This window comes from Nocardiopsis lambiniae (genome assembly GCF_031845465.1).
Lineage (GTDB): Bacteria > Actinomycetota > Actinomycetes > Streptosporangiales > Streptosporangiaceae > Nocardiopsis > Nocardiopsis lambiniae.
This window is the reverse complement of the sequence record NZ_JAVREP010000001.1, coordinates 647,173-669,254: the sequence shown is the minus strand read 5'-3', so window position 1 is coordinate 669,254 and position 22,082 is coordinate 647,173. Positions and strand designations below refer to the sequence as shown.

Below are 22,082 nucleotides of genomic sequence, written 5' to 3'. Positions count from 1 at the left end.
CGCCCGCCCCTCGAAGGGCGGGCGGCGGCACGCCTGCGCGCCTCTACACTCTTTCCCTGGGACGGGCACCCTCACGAAAAACTTCTGTGACCTTTTCGTGATATATTCTTGATTGCCGGTATGATCCCCGTACTTCCTCTCCACGCACGCCTCGCCTGCGGTTCCAGGACGCCGTCATCGAGAACCGGCGGTGCCCGAGGGCCGTCCCAAGAAGGGTGATCCATCCCGGTCCGAAGAGAGCTAGTGCGGAGGTGCGTCGGTGCGAACGGCGAACGACGGGCGTGGCGACGAGACGTGGGAGGACCCCGCGCCCGACGCCGCGTCCTCGATTCCGGCCTCGTCCGATGACGACGCCACCCGTGTCATGTCCCGGGACGACCTCCCGACCGTGACGCGGCGCGGCGACACCGACGAGACCACCGTCCTGTCGCGCGGACCCCTTCCCGACGGGACCGTCCCCACCGACGACGACCCCGCCGGCACCCGGGCGTTCGACCGGAACGATCCGGCCTTCGACGGCCTGTTCACGGACCCCGCCACCAGCGGGTCCGCCACCCCCGACGCTCCCGGGGCCCCGGACGTCCCGGGCCGCACCCGCCGCTTCGTCCACGACCGGCCCCGCGCCGAGGCCGTCCGTCCGACCGGCCGGCCCTCCACCGACGACCCCGGCCCTCCGCGCCGTTCACGTCCTGCGCGCGGACGGCGCCCCGCGCCCCGGCCCCGCGGGCGCCGCCGTATCCGCCTGCGCTGGATCATCACCCTGATCCTGGTCACCGCCCTGGCCCTGCCCCCCGCCACCTGGGGATGGGTCTGGTACACCGCCCGACAGGACGACCGCGTCGCCACCGACGCCATCGTCGTGCTGGGCGCCAGCCAGTACAACGGCGTCCCCTCACCCGTCTTCGAGGCCCGTCTGCGCCACGCCCAGGTCCTCTACCTCGACGGGGTGGCCCCCATGATCGTCACCGTCGGCGGCAAACAGCCCGGCGACAACTTCACCGAGGCCGCCGCCGGCCGTAACTGGCTCGTCGAGGTGGGGATCCCCGCCGACCGGATCATCGCGGTGGAGGAGGGCAGCGACACCCTCCAGAGCATCCGGGCCGTCTCCCTCGTCTTCGACGACAACGGCTGGGACGACGCCACCCTCGTCTCCGACCCCTGGCACAGCCTGCGGTCCAAGGTCATGGCCTCCGACCACGGCATCGACTCGGGCACCTCGCCGTCGCGCTCGGGGCCCGCCGTCATCGAACGCCGCACCCAGCTCTGGTACATCACCAGGGAGACCGCCTCGCTCTGGTACTACTGGATTTTCAACGACAGCAGCGACATCCGCGTCAATGCGGCCTGAACAGGGCCGATGACGCGTTCCGTCCCTGTCGGGAAGTAGGCTCGCAGACCTATGGACAGCACCGCGGGCGCCGAGAGCGCCGTCTCCGGCTACACCCCGCACGACACCGAACGATGGGCGCGGGAGAAACGCAAGAACCGGGCCCGCGGCCCCTTCGAACGCGACCGCGCCCGGGTCCTGCACAGCTCGGCCCTGCGCCGCCTCGCCGCCAAGACCCAGGTGGTCCGGCCCGGCGTCAGCGACTTCCCCCGCACCCGCCTCACCCACTCCCTGGAGTGCGCCCAGATCGGCCGCGAACTGGGCAACTCCCTGGGCTGCGACCCCGACCTCGTCGAGGCCGCCTGCCTCTCCCACGATCTGGGCCACCCGCCCTTCGGCCACAACGGGGAACGGGCCCTGGACGAGTCCGCCGCCGACTGCGGCGGCTTCGAGGGCAACGCCCAGAGCCTGCGCCTGCTCGTCCGCCTGGAGGGCAAGGTCATCGACCCCGCCGGGCGCAGCGCCGGACTCAACCTCACCCGCGCCACCCTCGACGCCACCGTCAAGTACCCCTGGCGCCGGGGCGAGGGCGGCGACACCCACAAGTTCAACTGCTACCCCGACGACGTCGAGGTCTTCGAGTGGCTGCGCCGAGGAGCCCCCGTCGGCCACACCTGCTTCGAGGCCCAGGTGATGGACTGGGCCGACGACGTCGCCTACTCCGTCCACGACGTCGAGGACGCACTGCACGCCGGCCTCGTCGGCATGTCCGCGCTGCGCAGCCCCGTCGAACGCGACGAGGTCGTGCGCATCGCCTCCGCCCGCTACTGCGACGCCGACCTCGCCGAACTCGAACAGGTCTACACCGACCTGCTCGCCGCACCCGTCTGGCCCGCCGAGTTCACGGGCGACCTCGCCTCCCTGGCCGCCCTCAAGAACCTCACCAGCCAACTCATCGGCCGGTTCTGCCGGGCCGCCGAACACGCCACCCGCGCCGCCCACGGCCCCGGCCGCCTCACCCGTTACGGCGCCTCCCTCATCGTGCCCCGCCGCACCCTGCTCGAATGCGCCCTGCTCAAGTCCGTCGCCGCGCACTTCGTCATGGGCCGGGAGGAGGCCCTGGCCTACCAGGCCCGCGAACGCCTGCTCATCACCGAACTCGTCGGCGCCCTGTGGAAGAACGCGCCCGAGGCCCTGGACCCCCAGTTCCGCGACGCCTTCACCACCGCCTCCGACGACGCGACCGCCCTGCGCGCCGTCATCGACCAGGTGGCCTCGCTGACCGACACCTCCGCCATCGCCCTGCACGACCGCCTGACCACTTGAACCGGACCCGGCAAGGGTCCTTGACGCGGCCACCGGACACTGCGCACACTGCTCTGCACGGCCGATCGCGGGCGCCCGTCTCCGGGTCGCCCCGACGCGACGGTGACCGGAGGAGAGTGCGCAGCCCCTTGCCCGTACGCAGCGGTACCCCCGGCATGGTCGACGTCGCGCGCCTGGCCGGGGTCTCCCACCAGACGGTCTCCCGTGTGGTCAACGGTCATCCCGGGGTCCGACCCGAGACCGCCGCCCGGGTCCGCGCCGCCATCACCAGCCTCGGCTACCGGCGCAACGCCACCGCCCGCGCCCTGGTCACCCACCGCAGCGGTCTCATCGGCGCCTTCACGACCCCCGACATCGACACCGATCGCCTCCTGTCCGGGGTCGAGGCGGCCGTGCGCGCCGCCGGCCGCACCCTCCTGATCACCGTGGTCGACCCCGACGATCCCACCGGGGTCGACCGGCTCCTGGACCGGGTCGTCGACGGCCACCTGGCCGTCGCCCCGACGACCTCCCTGCTCGCCACCCTGGGCGCCCTGCCCGCACGGCCGCCGACGGTCATCGTCGAAGGCCCCTCACACCCCCTGGGCCCCTCGGTGGGCGCCGACCACCGCGGCGCCGCCCGCGCGCTCACCCACCATCTGCTCGACCGTGGCCACCGCACCGTGCACCACGTCACCGGACCGCCCGGATCGCACATCGCCGCCGAACGCGCCGCCGGCTGGCGCGCCGCCCTGGCCGAGGCCGGGATCGACGCCCCCGAACCCGTACCGGGCGGCACCGGCCCCGACACCGGCCACGCCGCCGGCCGCGCCCTGGCCGATCGGCACAGGGCCGGGGAACCGATCACCGCCGTCCTGGCCGCCGACGACACCCTCGCCGCCGGACTGTTCCACGCCCTCGCCGACGCGGGCCTGCACGTCCCCGACCGGATCGCGGTCGCCGGGATCGGCGATCGCCCCGAATCGACGCACCTCGCCCCCGCCCTCACCACCGTCGACACCGGCCCCCGTGCCGTGGGGGAGCGGGCCGCCCGCATCCTCCTGGACATGGTGGAGGGCCGTGAGGGAACGGACACCACCGTTCCCGCCACGGCCCCGCGGACACGCGCCAGCACCGGTCACTGGTAACCGCGGATCTCCCGGAACACCTCCTCCAGGCTCTGCTCACGGGCGTCGAACACCCGCCCGCCGGTCAGTTCCGACAACCGCGCCATCTCGCCCTCGTCGGACTCCCCGAAGAGCACCGTGAACACCGGAACCCGCGCCGCCTCCGGTGACAGCGTCCCCAGGTTCTCCGTGAACGGGGTCGGTCCCATGCCGCTGGTCACCACACCGTCGGTCATCAGCACGATCGACGTCAGATGGTCGTCCTTCGGGGCCTCTTCGACCAGTTCGTAGGCCGCCCACACCGCGTCGTAGGCCGCCGTGTCCCCCTGCGCCTCCAGCGCGTTCACGGACTCCGACAGCTCCCGCAGCGAGTCGTCGATCGAACCCGGCTCCACCACGAACGTCTCCGGTTCGCCCGGTTCGGTGGAGAACGGCAACAGCGTGATCTCCTCGCGCTCCTGGAAGGCCTGCATCCGCCGCTCCAACGACCCCCCGTCGACCCCGGTCAGCGCGCTCAGCGCGAGCCGCAACTCCGACAGCCGATCGCCCTTCATCGACCCCGACACGTCCAGCACGTACACCGTGCGCGCCGGCCGGCGCAGCTCGCTGAAGTAGTCGGAGACCAGGCCGTCCACCACGTCGCGGTGCGCGGGGAAGGGCAGCTCCACCAACGACGGCGACTCCGCGACGGCCGCCTCGGCCACGACCGGACGGCGCAGCGTCCGCTCCGCGATGTCGCGTTGGACGTCCTCCGTCAACAGGTCGGCCGTCAACAGGTCGTATCCCCGCGCCGCCTCCTCCGAGGGATCGGTCAGCAGGGTCAACGGGTAATCGGCGGTGATCACACCGTCCGCCGGATGGATCAGCCGTAGCCCCGCGTCGTCCCGGTTCAACGACAGCAGCACCGACTCGTAGTTGATGAGCGCGTCCACCGGCCGTTCGTCGGCGGCGCGCGCGGTGAAGGCGTCCGCCAACCACCCCGACGACCCCGCCGTCAGCTCCTGGCCCTTGAAGAACTCCGCCAACTCCGGACCGACCCGCTCCACGTCCTCGTCGGTCAGGGCGCTCCCGCTGTCGGCCAACGCCGACGCCACCCCGATCAACGCGGAGAAGCCCGAATTCGAGGCGCCGGGGTTGGTCATCCCGTAGGTGAACTCCGCGTCCCGCACCGCGTCGGCCACGTCCGACCACGTCACCTCGGTGCCCTCGGCCCACCCCAGGTCGTCGGCGCGCGACCCGCGCACCCCGAGCACCACGGGGGAGAGCATGATCGAGGTCTCCGTGCGCACCCGCTCACGACCGTCGTCGTGCAGGTGGAGGTACCGGTTGGAGGCGAACCAGACCGCGTCGAAATCCCCGCCGTCGCCCGACGCGATCCGCGCCAGACCGTCCAGGGTGCCGGTGTACTCCATCTCCACCGTCACCCCGGTCCGTTCCGCCACCTCCGTCAGCAACGGCTCCATGTCGACCAGCTCGCTGCCCGCCAGCACCCGCAGGGTCGTCCGCTCCTCGGTCCCGGCGCAACCGGACACCGTCAGGGCCACCGCCAACGCGGTGGCGCACACCGCCCGCCTCACTCCGACCCACCCCCGTTCATGTCGCGCGCCGGTCGGCGCTCCTCGGCCGCCGGCGGGCGCATGCCGTTGTCGGTGTAGGCGTCCTCGATACCGCTCAGCAGAGCCTCCAAGGCCTCATGGGTGGGGGTGTTCACCACGTCGTCGACCCGGATGCGCACCGGCAGGTCGTGCTCGGCGACCAGTTCCTCGAAGGCGCTCCCGCCCTCGGCGCGGAATCCGTGCCGGGTCGCCGACGACCGCAACCCGGGATCGTCCGCCAACAGGGCGCCGATCGCGTCGCCCCTCTCGTTCAGGGGGACCAGGGTGTGCGCCGAGTACACGGTCGGTTCGGGGTAGAGCAGGACCACGTCGTCGGGTGGCACCGGGCCGTTCACCACGGCGTGCACGTACTGCGCCTCGTAGGCCCACAGCAGGGGCGTGTGCCCGGGTCCCAGGTCCCGGAACTGCTCGAAGGGCTGCTGGGAGGACTCGGGCGGTTGCCCCTGGGCCAGGAACAGCCCGGCCAGCCGGTCGACGATCTCCTGGTCCGGCCCGCCCGGCGGGACCACCTCCTCGTCGTTGAGCAGGTAGGACAGCACGGCCGCGTACATCCCGGCCGAGTTGGACGTACGCGGGTCGGTGGTGCGCACCAGCACCTCGTTGCGGTTTCCCGAGCCCACCGAGTCCCCGGGCAGGTCCCGCCAGCGGGTGCGCTCCTCGGTCAGCTCCAGGTACGCGGCCAGGTCGAACGACCAGGTGCCGTCCTCGGCCCGGCGGGCGACCCCGGCCTCGCGCAGCGCCTCCGCCAGGGGTTCGTAGGAGAGCACCACCATCGGTGTGCTGAACATCCGGTACTCGGTGGAGACCCCGTGGACCTCCTGGATGTGGTCGGCGACGATGTCCGAACCGGGGGAGACGAAATCGGCCTCGTCCACGTCCTGGGCCATCAACCGCGACCCGCGCGGTCGCACGTTCACCTCGTAGCCGAGTTCGGCGAAACGGGCCACGACCCGCTCGTCCCGGAAGAAGTCGACCTTCTCGGAACCGACGACACCGTCGACCACCACGAGGCCGCCGCCCCATCGGTCGACCAGCGCGGCTCCGATGGCGATGATCAGGGCCACCACGACCGCGCAGGCGGCGCCGAGCAACAGCCGCTGTCGTGGTCCGGGAGGGAGGGGGATGGGGCTCACCGTGAGACTCCTCCTCGGTGCGCGAAAAAGGGGGGATCTCCCACGCTTCCCCCCGGGGGCGACCCCCGCCCCAAGGGAAGGTGGACCCCCGGTGGACGTCACGGGAAACCCCGCCCCGTGGACGACGACCGGACCGTCCCCCCGGGAGAACTACCCTGAGAACCGTGGCAGGCCGGATCAAAGACGAAGACATCGCCCTGGTGCGAGAGCGCACCCCCATCGCGGACGTGATCGGCGAGTACCTCCAGCTCCGCAACGCCGGAGGCGGCTCGCTGAAGGGTCTGTGCCCCTTCCACGACGAGAAGTCCCCCTCCTTCAACGTCACCCCCGCCAAGAACCTCTACTATTGTTTCGGTTGTGGTGAGGGCGGGGACGCCATCTCCTTCGTGCAGAAGATCGAGGGGTTGGCGTTCGCCGAGGCGGTCGAGTCCCTGGCCCGTCAGCTCGGCGTGACGCTGCGCTACGAGGAGAGCGGCGGCCGTTCCACCCGACGCGACGAGGGAAAACGGCAGCGCATGCTGGACGCGCACCGGGCCGCCGCCGAGTTCTACGCCGAGCAGTTGCTCTCCCCGGGGGCGGTGGAGGCCCGCCGCTTCCTGACCGAGCGCGGCTTCACCCGGGCGCACGCCGAGCACTTCGGCCTGGGCTACGCCCCCGCCGGGTGGGAGAACCTCACCTCCCACCTGCGCCGCAAGGGCTTCACCGACGCCGAGCTCATCGCCGGGGGGCTGGCCAGCCAGGGGCGGCGCGGAGCCTACGACCGGTTCCGCAACCGGTTGCTGTGGCCGGTGCGCGAGGTCACCGGGGAGGTGGTCGGGTTCGGCGCCCGCAAGCTGGATCCGAGCGAGGACGGCCCCAAGTACCTCAACTCCCCCGAGAGTCCCATCTTCCACAAGAGCCGTCTGTTGTACGGCTTGGACCTGGCCAAACGGGATATCTCCCAGAAGGGTCAGGCGGTCATCGTCGAGGGCTACACCGACGTCATGGCCTGCCACCTGGCCGGGGTGACCACCGCCGTGGCCACCTGCGGCACCTCGTTCGGCGAGGACCACCTCAAGATCCTGCGCCGCCTGCTGCTCGGCCGTACCAACCAGGACGGACGGGTGATCTTCACCTTCGACGGCGACGCCGCCGGGCAGAAGGCCGCGGTGCGCGCCTTCGCCGAGGAGCACGGGTTCGCCTCCGAGACGTTCGTCGCGGTACAGCCCGACGGCCTGGACCCGTGCGACCTGCGCCTCCAACGGGGCGACCAGGCCGTGGTCGACCTGGTCGACCACCCGGTGCCGCTGTACGAGTTCATGGTCCGCAAGGTCATCGAGGGCTACGACCTGTCCGCCCCCGAGGGGCGCATCGCCGCCCTGGACGCCGCCGCTCCGGTGGTGGCGAGTATCCGCAACCACGGGGTGCGCAAGCTCTACGGCACCAACCTGGACCGCTGGCTGGGCATCCTCGACGAGTCGTTCGTGCTCGACCGGGTCAACCGGCACATACGACGGGGAAGCGGTCAGGGCGGCCAGAACGGCCGTCCGGCCCCGGTCGGGCCGGGGCCCGCCCCCACCCCCGATGCCCGGGAGGCCCCCTACGACCTGCGCGACCCCTCGGTGCAGCGGGAGCGACAGGCCCTGAAGATCGCCGTCCAGTTCCCCGCGCTGGCCGTCGGCTTCGACGCGTTCACCGCCGACGACTTCACCGTTCCCCAGCACAGGGCGATGCTCACGCTCATCGCCGGGCTGGGCGGGGTCTCCGCCGTCCGGGACCCCGCGTCCTGGGCCGGGCACCTGCGCGACGCCGCGCCCACCGAGGCGCAGCGCGATTTCCTGACCCGTTTGGCGGTGGAACAACTGGAGTTCTATGGAGAACTCGACGCGCATTCCGCCCGACAAATACTGGGCACAGTCAGAACTCATTCCATCAACCGGCGCGAGTCAAACCTGAGATCGGAGTTGTCCCGTCTGGGCGGCACCGATCAGGTCGAGGAGCAACAGCGGCTGCTGACCGAGCTCATGGCCCTCCAACAGCAGAAACGTGCCCTTCAGGAGGAGTTCGCCGGAGGCATGTAGCACGAAGGTGACAATAATGCTCCTCCCTATGGCGGCGTGCGGAAGTGCACAATGGTGGGGTGGCTCCCACGGTTGTGACCAACGAAATTCCGCCCATTCGTCAGGTGGTGCGGCTGCTCCCCGACGCCGGTCGGGGCACGGTCAGTCGCGGCGAGGTGGCCTCGGCGCTGGAGCGCCTGGACGCGCCCCCCGACCTCCTGGACGAGGCGGTCGCCCTCCTGGCCCGCGTCGGTGTGGAGGTGTCCGACCCCGAAGACACCCCCCTGGTCCCCGACGGGGGACGGCGTTCGGGCTCGGACCTGGTCCGGCTCTACCTGCGCGAGATCGGCCGGGTCCCCCTGCTCACCGCCGAGGAGGAGGTGGAACTGGCCAAGGCGATCGAGGCGGGCCTGTACGCGCGCAGATGCGAACCGGTCGAAGGGGTGCGTTCGAGGCAGGAACTCGACACGCTCATGGACCAGGGAGAAAAGGCCAAGCGGGCACTCATAGAGGCGAACCTCCGGTTGGTGGTGTCGATCGCCAAACGCTATATGGGGCGCGGTCTGCTTTTCCTCGACCTCATCCAGGAGGGCAACCTCGGACTCATTCGCGCGGTGGAGAAGTTCGATTACGCCAAGGGGTTCAAATTCTCCACCTATGCCACGTGGTGGATTCGTCAGGCGATCACCCGGGCGATCGCCGACCAGGCCCGCACGATCCGCATTCCGGTGCACATGGTCGAGACCATCAACAAACTCGTCCGGGTCCAACACCAACTGCATCAGCAACTGGGCCGCGAACCCAACATCGAGGAGATCTCCTCGGCCGCCGGTTTCGGCGGAGAACGCGTCCTGGAGATCCAACGGATGGCCCGCGAACCCGTCTCGTTGCAGGCGCCCATCGGCGAGGAGGAGTCCGACTTCGGGGACTTCATCGAGGACTCCGACGCGGTCGTTCCCGTGGAGGCGGCGGCCTTCACCCTCCTCCAGGAGCACCTGCGTCACATCCTGGGCGACCTGTCCGAGCGCGAACAGCGCATCCTGCGACTGCGCTTCGGCATGGCCGACGGGTACCCCCGCACCCTGGAGGAGGTCGGCCGCGAATTCGGGGTGACGCGCGAGCGCATCCGCCAGATCGAGGCCAAGACCCTCGCCAAACTCCGCCACCCCTCGCGCGCCGGCACCCTGCGGGACTTCCTCTGAGCGGTGTCCCGACCCGCGCCCCGATCCGGCCCCCTCGCGGCCCTCGACGGGCCGCCCGCGGCCTCGGACGTCGTTTCCGGAGGACGCCCCTCCGTCGGCCTCCGGTGACCCCGGGGGTGCCGACCATCGCTCCAACGGATGGGGCGGTACGGGGGTTCCCCGCGTCGATCGAACGGCCTGATGTGGCCGCGATGACGCGACCGGGCGGGTTTCGTGACCCGGAGGCCCTACGGTCGAAGGGTGAACGCCACACCACCGACGAGCACCGGTGCCACCTTCCCCGGCCGACGTCCGTTGCTCGCCCTGGGCGCGGTCCTCATGGCGGGAGTACTGATCACGGGGGTCTTCGTGGCAGCGTCCGGGAACCGACCCCAGCGGATCGGCTACTTCGCCGACTGGAACGTGGCCAACCGCGACTTCACCATCAAGAACCTGGCGGACAGCGGTGTCCCCGCCCATCTGGACCGGCTCATGTGGGCCTTCGGCGACGTCTCCTCCGAGGGTCGATGCCACGTCCCCGGCGGCCACGACCAGGCCTGGGAGCTGTACCAGCGCCGCTACGAGGCGGACGAGAGCGTCAGCGGTGAGGCGGACGACTACAGGCAGGAGCTCGCCGGCAGCCTCCACCAGCTGCGGCTGCTCCAACAGGAGCACCCGGACCTGAGGGCCAGCCTGTCCCTGGGCGGATGGAACTGGTCGCGCCACTTCTCCACGGCGGCCCGCACCGAGGAGTCCCGCCGGGAGTTCGTGTCCTCCTGCGTCGACCTGTGGCTGCGCGGCGACCTGCCGGTGCGCGAGGACGAACCCCAGGGCGGGGAGGGCGCCGCCGCCGGCGTCTTCGACGGCATCGACCTGGACTGGGAGTGGCCCGGCGGCGGTGGTCGCCCCGACAACGTCGAACACCCCGACGACGCGGCCAACTTCACCCTGCTGGTCGTGGAGTTCCGCCGCCAACTGGACACCCTGGCGGACGAGACCGGCAGGGAGTACACGCTCTCGGCGTCGCTGTCGGGCTCCCCGGACCAGGCCGCCGCCTACGAGGTGGAGATCTTCGAGCACCTCGACTTCGCCACCGTGCAGGGCTACGACTTCTCCGGACCCTGGAACACCGAGACCGCCTACCACTCCAACCTCTACCCGCCCGCACAGGACCCCGACGCCAACAGCGCCGACGCGGCCGTGTCCCGGTTCGTCGACCTGGGCGCCCCGTCCGAGAAGCTCGTCCTGGGCATCCCGGCCTTCGGGCGCGGCTGGCAGGGCGTGGACGACGTCGACCACGGCCTGGGCCGCCCCGCCCTGCCCGCGGACGACGCCTACGACGGCCCCACCATGGCCTTCTCCGACCTGGAGGCCCTGGACGGCGAACGCTTCCTGGACGAGGAGGCGGGCGCGTTCTCGCTGCGGGTCGGCGACCAGTGGTGGACCTACGACGACCCCGACGTCATCGCGATCAAGGGCGACTACGTGCTGGGCCGGGGGCTGGGCGGCCTCATGGTGTGGAACCTCGACATGGATCCCACCGGCGACCTGGTGCGCGCCATGGACGACTCCCTCGACTGAGCGGGCACGCGGCGCGGCGTGGTTGCGCCCTCGTGCCGGCGGGTCCACCCTGGGCGCCATGGCCGACCCGCATCGCACTCCGCCCGCAACCGCCGACCCGCACCGCGCCCCCGACATCGACGCCCTGCGCCGTGACCTCACGGAGGCGGTCCACGGCACCGTCGCCTTCGATCCCGGCACCCGGGCCCTGTACACCTCCGACGCCTCCAACTACCGTGTGGTCCCGCTCGCGGTGGTCCTGCCCGCCACGATCGAGGACTGCGCGGCGGCCGTCCGCGTCTGCGCCGACCACGGCGTCCCCGTCACCCCCCGCGGCGGCGGCACCTCCATCGCGGGCAACGCCATCGGCCCCGGCGTGGTCATCGACACCTCCCGCCACCTGTGCGCCATCGAGCACATCGACCCCGTCGCCCGCACCGCCACCGTCCAACCCGGCGTCGTCCTGGACGACCTGCGGGCGGCCACCGCCGACCACGGTCTGACCTTCGCCCCCGACCCCTCCACCCACAGCCGGTGCACGATCGGCGGCATGGTCGGCAACAACGCCTGCGGGTCCCACTCGGTGGCCTGGGGCACCACCGCCGACAACATCGTCTCCCTGGAGGTGCTGCTCGCCGACGGCACCCGGATGACCGTCGGTTCCGCCCACACCGCCGAGGAGTTCGAGGCCCTGGGCGGCCGGCCCGGACGGGAGGGGGAGGTCCACCGCGCGTTGGCCCGCCTCGTCGACGCGCACCGCGCCGAACTGCGCACCGCCATGCCGGAGTTCCGCCGCCGGGTCTCCGGCTACTCCCTGGACCGACTGCTGCCGGAGAAGGGCCGCAACGTCGCCGCCGCCCTCGTCGGTACCGAGGGCACGTGCGCGTTCGTCCTGCGCGCCACGGTCCGCCTGGTGGAGACGCCACCGGCGCGGGCACTGGCCGTCCTGGGCTACCCCGACGCCCCGGCCGCCGCCGACGCCGTCCCCGATCTGCTCGGACACGCCCCGCTCACCGTCGAGGGCATCAACGACCGCATGGTCGCCGCCCTGGACGGTCGGCCGGGCGGGACCCGGGTGGCCCTGCCAGCGGGCGGTGCGTGGCTGCTGGTGGAGATGGCCGGGACCGACCCCGGCGAGGCGGTGCTCGCCGCCCGGCGGATGCTCGACGCCCTGCCCCCCGACTCGCGGCCCGCCGACTCCCTCGTGGTGTCCGACCCCGCCCACCGGCGTGCCCTGTGGCGCATCCGCGAGGAGGGGGCCGGACTCACCCAGCGCACCCCCGCCGGCGAGGACGCCTGGTCGGGATGGGAGGACGCCGCCGTGCCCCCCGAGAACCTCGGCGCCTACCTGCGCGACTTCGACGACCTCATGGAACGGCACGGCCGCTTCGGTGTGGTCTACGGCCACTTCGGTGACGGCTGCCTGCACGTGCGCATCGACTTCGAGCTCACCACCGAGGTCGGCCGCGCCGCCTACCGCGGGTTCCTGGAGGAGGCCGCCGACCTGGTCGTGCGGCACGGTGGCTCCCTGTCGGGGGAGCACGGAGACGGCCGGGCCCGTTCGGCGCTGCTCTCCCGCATGTACCCGCCCGGGCTGGTGCGGGCCTTCGGGGAGTTCAAGCGGATCTTCGACCCCGAGGGGCTCATGAACCCCGGGGTCATCGTCGACCCCCGTCCCGTTGACGCCGACGTCCGGTTGGCGGCCCGCCCCCTGCCCCTGCTGGACGAGGCGACCCTGGCCTACCGGGAGGACCGGGGAGACCCGGCCCGAGCGCTGCGCCGCTGCTCGGGGGTGGGCAAATGCCGTCGCCACGACGGGCCGGGCGTCATGTGCCCCAGCTACCAGGTCACCCGTGAGGAGCGGCACTCCACCCGGGGGCGGGCCCACCTGCTGTTCGAGATGGCCGCGGGCGAGGTCATCACGGACGGCTGGGAGTCGGAGGAGGTGCGCGAGAGTCTGGACCTGTGCCTGTCGTGCAAGGGGTGTCTGAGCGACTGCCCGGTCAACGTGGACATGGCCGCCTACAAGGCGGAGTTCCTGCACCGCCACTACCGGGGCCGGGCGCGGCCCGCGGCGCACTACTCGATGGGCTGGCTGCCGGTGTGGGCCCGCCTGGCCGCGCTGGCGCCGGCCGAGGTCGACCGGACACTGCGTCTGCCGGGCGTCTCCCGCCTGGCCAAACGGGTCGCGGGGGTGGCCGCCCGCCGCGACCTGCCCGGGTTCGCCCGCACCACGTTCACCCGTGCCTTCCGGCGGCGCGTCGCCCGGGGCCGGGCCCGGGCGGACGGGCCGCGCGTGGTGCTGTGGCCCGACACCTTCGGCGAGCACATGGACCCGCGGATCCCGGCGGCGGCGGTGCGGGTGCTGGAGGACGCCGGGTTCACGGTGGTCCTGCCCCGGGGGCCGGTGTGCTGCGGGTTGACCTGGGTCTCCACCGGCCAGCTCGGGGTGGCCCGCACCGTGATGCGCCGCGCCCTGCGGTCCCTGCTCCCGCTGGTGGACGCGGGGCTGCCGGTGGTGGGGCTCGAACCGAGCTGTACCGCGGCGCTCCGCCACGACCTGGTGGAACTGGTGCCGGGACCGGAGAGCGAACGGGTCGCCGCCTCGGTGCGCACCCTGGCGGGGTTCCTGCTGGAGCGCGCCCCGAACTGGCGACCGCCCCGGGTGCCGGCCGCGGCCCTGGCCCAGGTGCACTGCCATCAGCACGCGGTACTGGGTTTCGACGCCGACCGCGAACTCATCGCCCGGGCGGGGGTGGAGGGCGAGGTCCTGGACTCGGGGTGCTGCGGGCTGGCCGGTGACTTCGGGTTCACCGAAGGGCACTACGAGATCTCCACGGCCATCGGCGAACGCGACCTGTTGCCCCGGGTGCGCGCCGCCGACGCCGACACCCTGGTGCTCGCCGACGGCTACAGCTGCCGTACGCAGGTCCTCCAGGGCACCGGGCGTCGCCCGCTGCACCTGGCCGAACTCCTCGCCCGGGGGCTGGACGCCCGGCAGAGGTGAGTCAGACGCCCATCTGGTCGTGGAGCAGCTCCAGGGCCCGGGACACCGCGTCGGACAGGCGAGGGTCCTGTTCGTCGACGCCTTCGCCCAGGTGGATCCGCCAGGAGATCTCGGTCCCCCCGGGATCGCGGCGGGCCACCAGGCGAAAGCCCGTGGTGGAGTCCGGTCGGGGGAAGGGCACGAACCGATTGACCAGAATGGTGGCGGTGACCCGTTCGGAGACGGCCTCGGCCAACCGGCGGTAGTCGACCGCCGCCGGTCCCGAACGCAACGCCACCGTCCGCTCCCCGGCGCCCTCCTCGATGAAGGTCAGCGCCTCGGTCGACCACCGGGCCCGGTCGATGTCCCGCCACCGCACGGCACGGCCGTCGGGCAGGTACAGAGCGTCGGTGGTGGCCACCAGCGCCGCCTCGTCCCCGGCCGGGGCGGCGACGGGCGCGTGCGCCAGCACGCGCTCGCCCCTCCCCAGCCGGGAACGCACGGAGGCCGGCGCACGCCGGCCCAGTGGGCTCACCGGCCACCTGTGGTGCCGTTGTGCCCGCCCGTCCCGTTGCGCCGCGCGTCGGCACCGTCGCCGTTGACGGTCTCCCACTCGACGAGGTCGATCTCCTCGTCGGTGGGCCGGGCGAGGAAGTCGCGCACGGAGCTGATGGGCATCTTGGAGACGGTCTTGTCGTACACGGTCCGGCCCGCGTTGCTCACCTGGGCTCCCACCAGGCCGGCGACCTCCTGGACGACGGGACTGTCGGCGACCTTGCGGGCGGAGCGGGTGATCTGTTCGTAGCGGGCCCTGCCCGCCTTGGCGCCCAGGACGTAGCCGATGGCCAGTCCCGCGGCGAACGTGATCCGGTAGCGCATGGGTACCTCTTCAGGCCTCGGAGACGGGTCGTGTTCCGTGTCTCGCACGTTACCCTGTCGTGGTGGTGCGCACACGGGCGACACCGGTCACGAGCACTCCGGAAGAGCGCTAGTCTATTGGTGTCGCCACAGCCCACCGGGCCCGGCGCGAACATGATCCCGCGTAGCTCAATTGGCAGAGCAGCCGGCTGTTAACCGGCAGGTTATTGGTTCGAGTCCAATCGCGGGAGCCAGGGAAAAACCGGTCGCGGTCCTCCGGGCCCGGACGCTAGGATGTTCCCGAAGCCGAGGCCCACCGGGCCCGGCGCGAACGCGATCCCGCGTAGCTCAATTGGCAGAGCAGCCGGCTGTTAACCGGCAGGTTATTGGTTCGAGTCCAATCGCGGGAGCAGATCAGGACGAGGGTTCCTCCCCATCGGGGAGGGGCCCTTTCGTCGTGTGGGGGGTGGGGGCGCTCGGGGGCCCGCGGCCGGGCCGGGGCCCGGGCGCGCGGAGGGCCGGGTCAGACCCGGGCGAGGGCGCCCACCAGCAGGCGGCGGTTGCGCTGGGGCATCTGGTAGCTGCCCGGCACCGGCGGGGCGACCGGCAGGGTCCGCCAGCGCTGCACCTCGATGAGTCCGGGACTGAGGATCTCCCAGTCGGCCAGGAGGGCGAGGATCTCCTCGCGCGAGCGCCAGTAGCCCGAGTTCAGGCGGGTGCGGAACACCCGCTGCAACTGCTCGGCGCGGTTGGCGTCCTTGGGGTAGACCGCCGACTCGGGGCGGTGGTAGTGGCTGACCACGGCGTGGCTGCCCGCGGGCAGCAGGCCTCGCAGGGTGGCCAGGTGCTCTGTCGGGTTGTCGACGGTGCCCACGTGCGAGAGGGTGCCGGCCAGGAGCAGGCCCACGGGTCGGTCCGGGTCGAGGAAGCCGCCGATGGCGGGGTCGGTGCTCAGGGCGTGGGGCCGGGTGAGGTGTCCCTCCACGGCGATGGTCCGGTCGTCGCGCACCAGGGCCCGGTGATGGGCCAGCACCATGAGGTCGTCGGTGACGTAGACGACCTTCGCCTCCGGCGCGATCTCGTGGGGGTCGCCGGGGGCGGGCAGGCCCGCGCCGAGCTGGACGAACTGGTCGATTCCGAGGTCCTCGGAGAGGTGGCGCACCGCACGCTGGAGGAACGCCCGCTCGCCCATGACCAGGTCCTGGAAACCGGGGGCGACCTGTTCGGCTTCGAGGGCGAGGTCGCGGTCCACCTCGAAATGGTCCTTGCCCTTGAGGTGGAAGGAGTGCAGCCGGGCCAGACTCGGCCGGGCCAGATCGACGACGGGTGGGGGGTTGGCGTGCTCCCGCCGTGTCCCCGCCTGCCTCAGGAAATCGGGTGAGGTGAATCGCGACATCGCCGTCCTCTTGTCTGAGGTGGGGAAGTATGGCCGACATCAGGATTCTATTCATCGTTGGCCGGGTTGTTAACCGAGTACGGGACACAGGTCGTGAAAATCGGTGACCTCGGTGCCCTTCACGTGGTGCGCGGGGTGGGTTAGGGCCACCTTGGGGTAGCTAGGAGTTATATGTGCAATGTCCAATTATGAGAGGAATCTGATGCGCCTTCGCGAGTGCGAGAACCCCTACTGTGACGCGTCTTTCGGCCATCGGTGTCGCTCCGTGGGGCTCATGTGACGCACGGGGTACGCCGTCGCCTCGCCCGTGTCCCCGCACTCATGGGATGTCCTCGAACACGGGAATTGGTCCGTCCCCCTATCCCTGTCGAAGTGGAGATAAATGCGAGAGCGCGTCCGCTGCCTGCGACAATCCCGTTCCCGTCATCGATAATGGCACCCGTCGGGCAAAGGCGACGACGCCGGGAAATGCCGGAGCGACCTCGCGCCGTCCCCCACGCGATCGCCGCTAGCCTGGGTGCATGGACCGTCCCTACACCATCCTCAGCTGCGCCATGTCGGTCGACGGGCGCATCGACGACACCGGTCCCGATCGGCTGCGCCTGTCCAACGAGGCCGACTTCGCCGAGGTCGACGAACTGCGCGCGCGGTGCGACGCCATCCTCGTCGGCGCGGGCACCCTGCGCACCGACGACCCCCGTCTGCTCGTGCGCTCCGAACGGCTCCGCGCCCGCCGACGCGAGGAGGGGCGGACCGAGAACCTGCTCAAGGCCGTGATCACCCGGGGCGGGGACATCGACCTCGGAGCGCGGTTCTTCACCACCGGGGACGCCGGGGCGGTCGTCTACACCGGAGGACCGGGAGTGGACGTGGTCCGCGACCGGATGGCGGGCCGCCCCACCGGGCCGCCGCCGGTGGACGTCGTCGACGCCGGCGACCCGCCCACCGTGAAGGCGATCCAGACCGACCTGGTCGCCCGGGGCGTGCGGCGCCTGCTGGTGGAGGGCGGCGGACACGTCCACACCATGTTCCTCACCGCGGGACGGGTCGACGAGATCCGGCTCGCCATCGCCCCGTTCTTCGTGGGCGAGGCCGACGCCCCCTCCTTCGTCCACCCGGGGGTCTTCCCCCGTACCCCGGCCTCGCCCATGCGCCTGGTGGAGACCCGGACGATCGGCGACATGGCGATCCTGCGCTACCGCCTGGACGCGGACGACCCGGCATGACCACCGGTCCCGCTCCCGCCCCGGGGGACGCCGACGCCCATTGGCTGCGGCGCGCCATCGACCTGTCCCACCGGTGCCCGCCCTCCACCACCGCCTTCTCGGTCGGCGCTGTCGTGGTGGCCGCCGACGGCACGGTGCTCGGTGAGGGCCACTCACGTCGCGACGACCCCCACGATCACGCCGAGGAGGTCGCCCTGCGCGAGGTGGACCCCGACGACCTCCGGCTCGTCGGCGCCACCCTGTACTCGTCGCTGGAACCGTGCAGTTCCCGCGCCTCGCGTCCGCGCTCCTGCTCGGCGCTCATCCTCACCACCCCGATCCCGCGGGTGGTGCTCGCCTGGCGCGAACCCGCCGTGTTCGTGGACTGCGACGGGGCCGAACGGCTGCGCTCCGTCGGTCGCACCGTGGTGGAGCGCCCCGACCTCGCGGACGGGGTCCGCGAGGTCAACGCCCACCTGCTCGGCTGAGCCGACCCCTCGGGGCCGGCCCCCACCGGGGTCGGCCCGTCAGAGTCGGTCCACGTCCACGACGCGCACCACGGCGCGGCCTTCGGCGTCGGAGGCCGCCAGGTCCACCTCGGCGGAGATGCCCCAGTCGTGATCGCCGGCCGGGTCGGCGAGGATCTGCCGCACCCGCCACAGCCCGTCCTCCTCCTCGATGAGGAGCATCTTCGGGCCGCGCGCGTCAGGGCCGATGCCCATCGTGTCGTGCTCGGCGAAGTACTCCTCCACGGCGTCCTCCCAGGCCTCGGAGTCCCACTCGCCCGCGTCCTCCAGCGCGCCCAGATCGCGGTAGCGGCGGCGGGCCGCCAGCTCCACCCGACGGAACAGCTCGTTGCGCACCAGCACCCGGAAGGCACGGGCGTTGGCGGTGACCGGGCGGATCCGCTCCTCGGTCTCCTTCTCGTCCGGCGTGTCCTCCTGCGGATTGGTGAGCCGTTCCCACTCGTCGAGAAGACTGGAGTCGACCTGACGGACCAGCTCGCCCATCCACGCGATGATGTCGCGCAGCTCCTCGGTCTTGGAGTCGTCGGGCACCGTCTGGTCCAGGGCCTTGTAGGCGCCCGCCAGGTAGCGCAGCACCAGCCCCTCCGAGCGCGCCAGCTCGTAGAAGCCGACGTATTCGACGAAGTTCATCGCCCGCTCGTACATGTCGCGGGCCACGCTCTTGGGCCGCAACGGGTGGTCGCCCACCCAGGGGTGGCCGCGCCGGTAGGTGTCGTAGGCGTGGGAGAGCAGTTCCTCCAGCGGTCTGGGGTAATCGACGTCCTCCAGGAGCTCCATGCGCTCCTCGTACTCGATGCCCTCCGACTTCATCCGCTGGACGGCCTCCCCGCGCGCCTTGTTGAGCTGCGCGCCGAGGATCTGGCGGGGATCGTCCAGGGTGGACTCCACGATGCTGAGCACGTCCAGGGCGTAGGACGGCGACTCGCGGTCCAGCAGCTCCAGCGAGGCCAGCGCGAAGGTCGACAACGGCTGATTGAGCGCGAAGTCGGATTGCAGGTCCACGGTGAGCCGGGCGGTGCGGCCCTGCTCGTCGGGGTCGGGCAGGGCCTCCACGATGCCGCCGTCCAACAGGGAGCGGTAGATGGCGATCGCCTCGTGGATGTGCCTGCGCTGGGTCCTGCGGTCGTCGTGGTTCTCGGTCAGCAGGTGCTTCATCGCGGTGAAGCAGTTGCCGGGGCGGGCGATGACGCTCAGGAGCATCGCGTTGCTCACCCGGAACCGGGAGGTCAGCGGCTCGGGGTCGGCCTCGATGAGCTTCTCGAACGTGGCCTTGTCCCACGACACGAAGCCCTCGGGCGCCTTCTTGCGCACGACCTTGCGCCGCTTCTTGGGGTCCTCGCCCGCCTTGGTCAGTGCCTTCTCGTTCTCGATCACGTGCTCGGGGGCCAACGCCACCACGTTGCCGACGGTGTCGAACCCGGCGCGCCCCGCCCGCCCGGCGATCTGGTGGAACTCGCGGGCCCGCAACCGGCGCACCCGCACCCCGTCGTACTTGCTCAGCGCGGTGAACATCACGGTGCGGATGGGCACGTTGACGCCCACCCCCAGGGTGTCGGTGCCGCAGATGACCTTGAGCAGGCCGCGCTGGGCCAGCCGCTCGACCAGCCGGCGGTACTTGGGCAGCATCCCGGCGTGGTGCACGCCGATACCGTGGCGCACGTACCGGGACAGGTTGCGGCCGAACTTCGTGGTGAACCGGAAGTCGCCGATCTCCCCGGCGATCGCCGCCTTCTCCTCCTTGGTGCACATGTTGATACTGGTCAGCGATTGAGCGCGCTCGATCGCCTGCGCCTGGGTGAAGTGGACGATGTACACGGGCGCGTCGCCGCCCTGGAGCAGTTCCTCCAGGGTCTCGTGCAGCGGGGTGACCCGGTAGTCGTAGTAGAGGGGGACGGGGCGCTCGGCCGAGAAGACCACGGCGGTGGACCGTCCGGTGCGCTTCTCCAGGTCCTCCTCGAACCGGCTGACGTCGCCCAGGGTCGCCGACATGAGCAGGAACTGCGCCTGGGGCATCTCCAGGAGCGGCACCTGCCAGGCCCAGCCGCGGTCCGGTTCGGCGTAGAAGTGGAACTCGTCCATGACGACCGTGTTGATGTCGGCCTTCGCGCCCTCGGCCAGGGCGATCTGGGCGAGCACCTCGGCGGTGCAGCACACGATGGGCGCGTCCGCGTTGACACTGGCGTCACCGGTCATCATGCCGACGTTCTCGGTGCCGAAGATCTTGCACAGGTCGAAGAACTTCTCCGAGACCAGGGCCTTGATGGGCGCGGTGTAGAACGCGCACTCGTCGCGGGCCAGCGCGGCGAAGAGCGCGCCGGTGGCGACCATGCTCTTCCCGGAGCCGGTCGGGGTGTTGAGGATGACGTTCGACCCGGAGACGACCTCGATGAGGGCCTCCTCCTGGTGCGGGTAGAGGGTGAGACCCCGCTCCTCGGCCCAGGCGGCGAACGCCTCGAAGAGGGAATCGGGTTCGGGTTCGGCCGGAAGCACATCGATGAGACTCACGGTCTCTATACTGCCCGTTCCCGCCGCCCGCCCGGAACCGCGACGGCGGACGCGCCGAGGGCGCGCCCGCCGTGGGTGGACCCGGGGCCTAGATCAGCCCGAGCTGCTTGACGGTGTCGCGCTCCTCGACCAGCTCCTGGACGGAGGCGTCGATGCGCCCGCGGGAGAACTCGTCGATCTCCAGACCCTGGACGATCTCCCACCTGCCGTCGCGGGACACGACGGGGAAGGAGGAGATGAGGCCCTCGGGCACGCCGTAGGAGCCGTCGGACGGGATGGCGGCGGAGGTCCAGTCGCCCTCGGGGGTGCCGTTGACCCAGTCGTGGACGTGGTCGATGGCGGCGTTGGCGGCGGAAGCGGCCGAGGAGGCGCCCCGGGCCTCGATGATCGCGGCGCCGCGCTTGGCGACGGTCGGGATGAAGTCGTTCGCCAGCCACTCCTGGTCGTTCACGGCCTTGGCCGCGCTGACGCCGTCGACCTCGGCGTTGAACAGGTCGGGGTACTGGGTGGCGGAGTGGTTGCCCCAGATCGTGAGCTTCTTGATGTCGGTGATCGACACGTCGAGCTTCTTGGCGAGCTGGGTGAGCGCGCGGTTGTGGTCGAGCCGGGTCATGGCGGTGAAGCGCTCGGCCGGGACGTCCGGGGCGTGGCTCTGGGCGATGAGTGCGTTGGTGTTGGCGGGGTTGCCCACCACCAGTACGCGGATGTCGTCGGCGGCGCCGGCGTTGATGGCCTCGCCCTGGGGCTTGAAGATGCCGCCGTTGGCCTGGAGGAGGTCACCGCGCTCCATGCCCTTGCCGCGGGGGCGGGCACCGACGAGCAGGGCCACGTTGGCGCCCTCGAAGGCCTGACGCGGGTCGTCGAAGATGTCGATGCCCCGAAGCAGCGGGAAGGCGCAGTCGTCGAGCTCCATCGCGGTGCCCTCGGCGGCCTTGACGGCCTGCGGGATCTCCAGCAGACGCAGCTTCACCGGGGTGTCGGCGCCCAGCAGCTGACCGGAGGCGATCCGGAACAGCAGGGCGTAGCCGATCTGGCCGGCGGCGCCGGTGACGGTGACGTTGACGGGTGCTTTGGACATGGCGTGAACTCTCCTGACGACGATGTGCGACCCGCGATGTTACCAACGGGTAGGAAACGGCGCCGGTGCCGGGCGCCGGGGTCGCTCCGGTCGCGCGCCGCGCCACACCACCCTAGTCCGCCCCGTGCCACGCACCGTGACCCAGGTGCGGTCAAGACCGCCCGCGCCGTCACGGCGCCCGGCATCCCTTGCGCGGTAACGGATTCGCGACTCGGAAACGTCGGACACACCCTGTTAGG

Annotated in this window: 16 protein-coding genes and 2 tRNA genes; 11 read left to right on the top strand and 7 right to left on the bottom strand. The window is 71.5% G+C overall.

The window, feature by feature from the left end; genetic code table 11:
- The first annotated feature begins 259 nt into the window (after positions 1-259).
- From RM479_RS02995 to RM479_RS02985, 3 genes are all read left to right on the top strand, one after another.
- Complete coding sequence (locus RM479_RS02995) at positions 260-1,348, top strand: YdcF family protein (RefSeq protein ID WP_311510152.1); 1,089 nt, start codon at positions 260-262, stop codon at positions 1,346-1,348.
- Positions 1,349-1,399: 51 nt separating this feature from the next.
- Entirely contained in the window at positions 1,400-2,653 is a 1,254-nt protein-coding gene (locus tag RM479_RS02990; protein ID WP_311510151.1) for a deoxyguanosinetriphosphate triphosphohydrolase, read from the top strand.
- Positions 2,654-2,781: 128 nt separating this feature from the next.
- Positions 2,782-3,780: a LacI family DNA-binding transcriptional regulator gene (locus RM479_RS02985; RefSeq protein WP_311510150.1), complete on the top strand. Its 999-nt coding sequence runs from the start codon at positions 2,782-2,784 to the stop codon at positions 3,778-3,780.
- Here the strand turns inward: RM479_RS02985 and RM479_RS02980 are convergent.
- Both RM479_RS02980 and RM479_RS02975 read right to left on the bottom strand, forming a co-directional pair.
- The gene (locus RM479_RS02980; protein WP_311510149.1) at positions 3,771-5,336 is read right to left on the bottom strand and encodes a substrate-binding and vWA domain-containing protein; all 1,566 of its coding nucleotides are present in this window, start codon (positions 5,334-5,336) and stop codon (positions 3,771-3,773) included. The two genes, RM479_RS02985 and RM479_RS02980, sit on opposite strands and share 10 nt — an antisense overlap.
- Positions 5,333-6,508 (bottom strand): hypothetical protein, encoded by a 1,176-nt coding sequence (locus RM479_RS02975; RefSeq protein WP_311510148.1) that lies wholly within the window; start codon positions 6,506-6,508, stop codon positions 5,333-5,335. Before RM479_RS02975 ends, RM479_RS02980 begins: the two co-directional genes overlap by 4 nt.
- 164 nt (positions 6,509-6,672) lie before the next feature.
- Here RM479_RS02975 and dnaG point away from each other — a divergent pair, with 164 nt between their 5' ends.
- The 4 genes from dnaG (at position 6,673) to RM479_RS02955 (ending at position 14,295) form a co-directional block, all read left to right on the top strand.
- A complete protein-coding gene (dnaG, locus tag RM479_RS02970; protein WP_311510147.1) occupies positions 6,673-8,568 on the top strand; it encodes a DNA primase in 1,896 nt (631 codons plus the stop codon).
- A gap of 104 nt (positions 8,569-8,672) precedes the next feature.
- On the top strand, positions 8,673-9,749 hold the full coding sequence (rpoD, locus tag RM479_RS02965; protein WP_311510435.1) for an RNA polymerase sigma factor RpoD: 1,077 nt from the start codon (positions 8,673-8,675) through the stop codon (positions 9,747-9,749).
- 240 nt (positions 9,750-9,989) lie between these two features.
- Positions 9,990-11,309, top strand: coding sequence for a glycoside hydrolase family 18 protein (locus tag RM479_RS02960; RefSeq protein ID WP_397221162.1), 1,320 nt, complete (start codon positions 9,990-9,992; stop codon positions 11,307-11,309).
- A gap of 58 nt (positions 11,310-11,367) precedes the next feature.
- Entirely contained in the window at positions 11,368-14,295 is a 2,928-nt protein-coding gene (locus RM479_RS02955) for an FAD-binding and (Fe-S)-binding domain-containing protein (RefSeq protein WP_311510146.1), read from the top strand.
- 1 nt (position 14,296) lies between these two features.
- Here RM479_RS02955 and RM479_RS02950 read toward each other — a convergent pair whose 3' ends face one another.
- Both RM479_RS02950 and RM479_RS02945 read right to left on the bottom strand, forming a co-directional pair.
- Positions 14,297-14,809 (bottom strand): hypothetical protein, encoded by a 513-nt coding sequence (locus RM479_RS02950; RefSeq protein ID WP_311510145.1) that lies wholly within the window; start codon positions 14,807-14,809, stop codon positions 14,297-14,299.
- Positions 14,806-15,153, bottom strand: a complete 348-nt coding sequence (locus RM479_RS02945; RefSeq protein WP_311510144.1) for a hypothetical protein — start codon at positions 15,151-15,153, stop codon at positions 14,806-14,808. The genes RM479_RS02950 and RM479_RS02945 overlap by 4 nt, the downstream gene beginning before the upstream one ends.
- A 157-nt stretch (positions 15,154-15,310) precedes the next feature.
- Here RM479_RS02945 and RM479_RS02940 point away from each other — a divergent pair.
- Together RM479_RS02940 and RM479_RS02935 are read left to right on the top strand one after the other, a co-directional pair.
- A tRNA-Asn gene (locus RM479_RS02940) sits at positions 15,311-15,386 on the top strand.
- Positions 15,387-15,469: 83 nt separating this feature from the next.
- A tRNA-Asn gene (locus RM479_RS02935) sits at positions 15,470-15,542 on the top strand.
- Positions 15,543-15,655: 113 nt separating this feature from the next.
- On the opposite strand, the gene RM479_RS02930 is transcribed toward RM479_RS02935, so the two are convergent.
- Complete coding sequence (locus tag RM479_RS02930) at positions 15,656-16,528, bottom strand: SAM-dependent methyltransferase (protein ID WP_311510143.1); 873 nt, start codon at positions 16,526-16,528, stop codon at positions 15,656-15,658.
- Between the two features lie 521 nt (positions 16,529-17,049).
- On the opposite strand from RM479_RS02930, the gene RM479_RS02925 reads away from it, so the two are divergent.
- Together RM479_RS02925 and RM479_RS02920 are read left to right on the top strand one after the other, a co-directional pair.
- On the top strand, positions 17,050-17,754 hold the full coding sequence (locus RM479_RS02925) for a RibD family protein (RefSeq protein WP_311510142.1): 705 nt from the start codon (positions 17,050-17,052) through the stop codon (positions 17,752-17,754).
- Complete coding sequence (locus RM479_RS02920; protein ID WP_311510141.1) at positions 17,751-18,221, top strand: cytidine/deoxycytidylate deaminase family protein; 471 nt, start codon at positions 17,751-17,753, stop codon at positions 18,219-18,221. The genes RM479_RS02925 and RM479_RS02920 overlap by 4 nt, the downstream gene beginning before the upstream one ends.
- Positions 18,222-18,260: 39 nt before the next feature.
- Here RM479_RS02920 and RM479_RS02915 read toward each other — a convergent pair whose 3' ends face one another.
- Both RM479_RS02915 and RM479_RS02910 read right to left on the bottom strand, forming a co-directional pair.
- On the bottom strand, positions 18,261-20,750 hold the full coding sequence (locus tag RM479_RS02915; protein ID WP_311510433.1) for a DEAD/DEAH box helicase: 2,490 nt from the start codon (positions 20,748-20,750) through the stop codon (positions 18,261-18,263).
- Between the two features lie 103 nt (positions 20,751-20,853).
- Positions 20,854-21,843: a malate dehydrogenase gene (locus tag RM479_RS02910; protein WP_311510140.1), complete on the bottom strand. Its 990-nt coding sequence runs from the start codon at positions 21,841-21,843 to the stop codon at positions 20,854-20,856.
- Between the last annotated feature and the right edge of the window lie 239 nt (positions 21,844-22,082).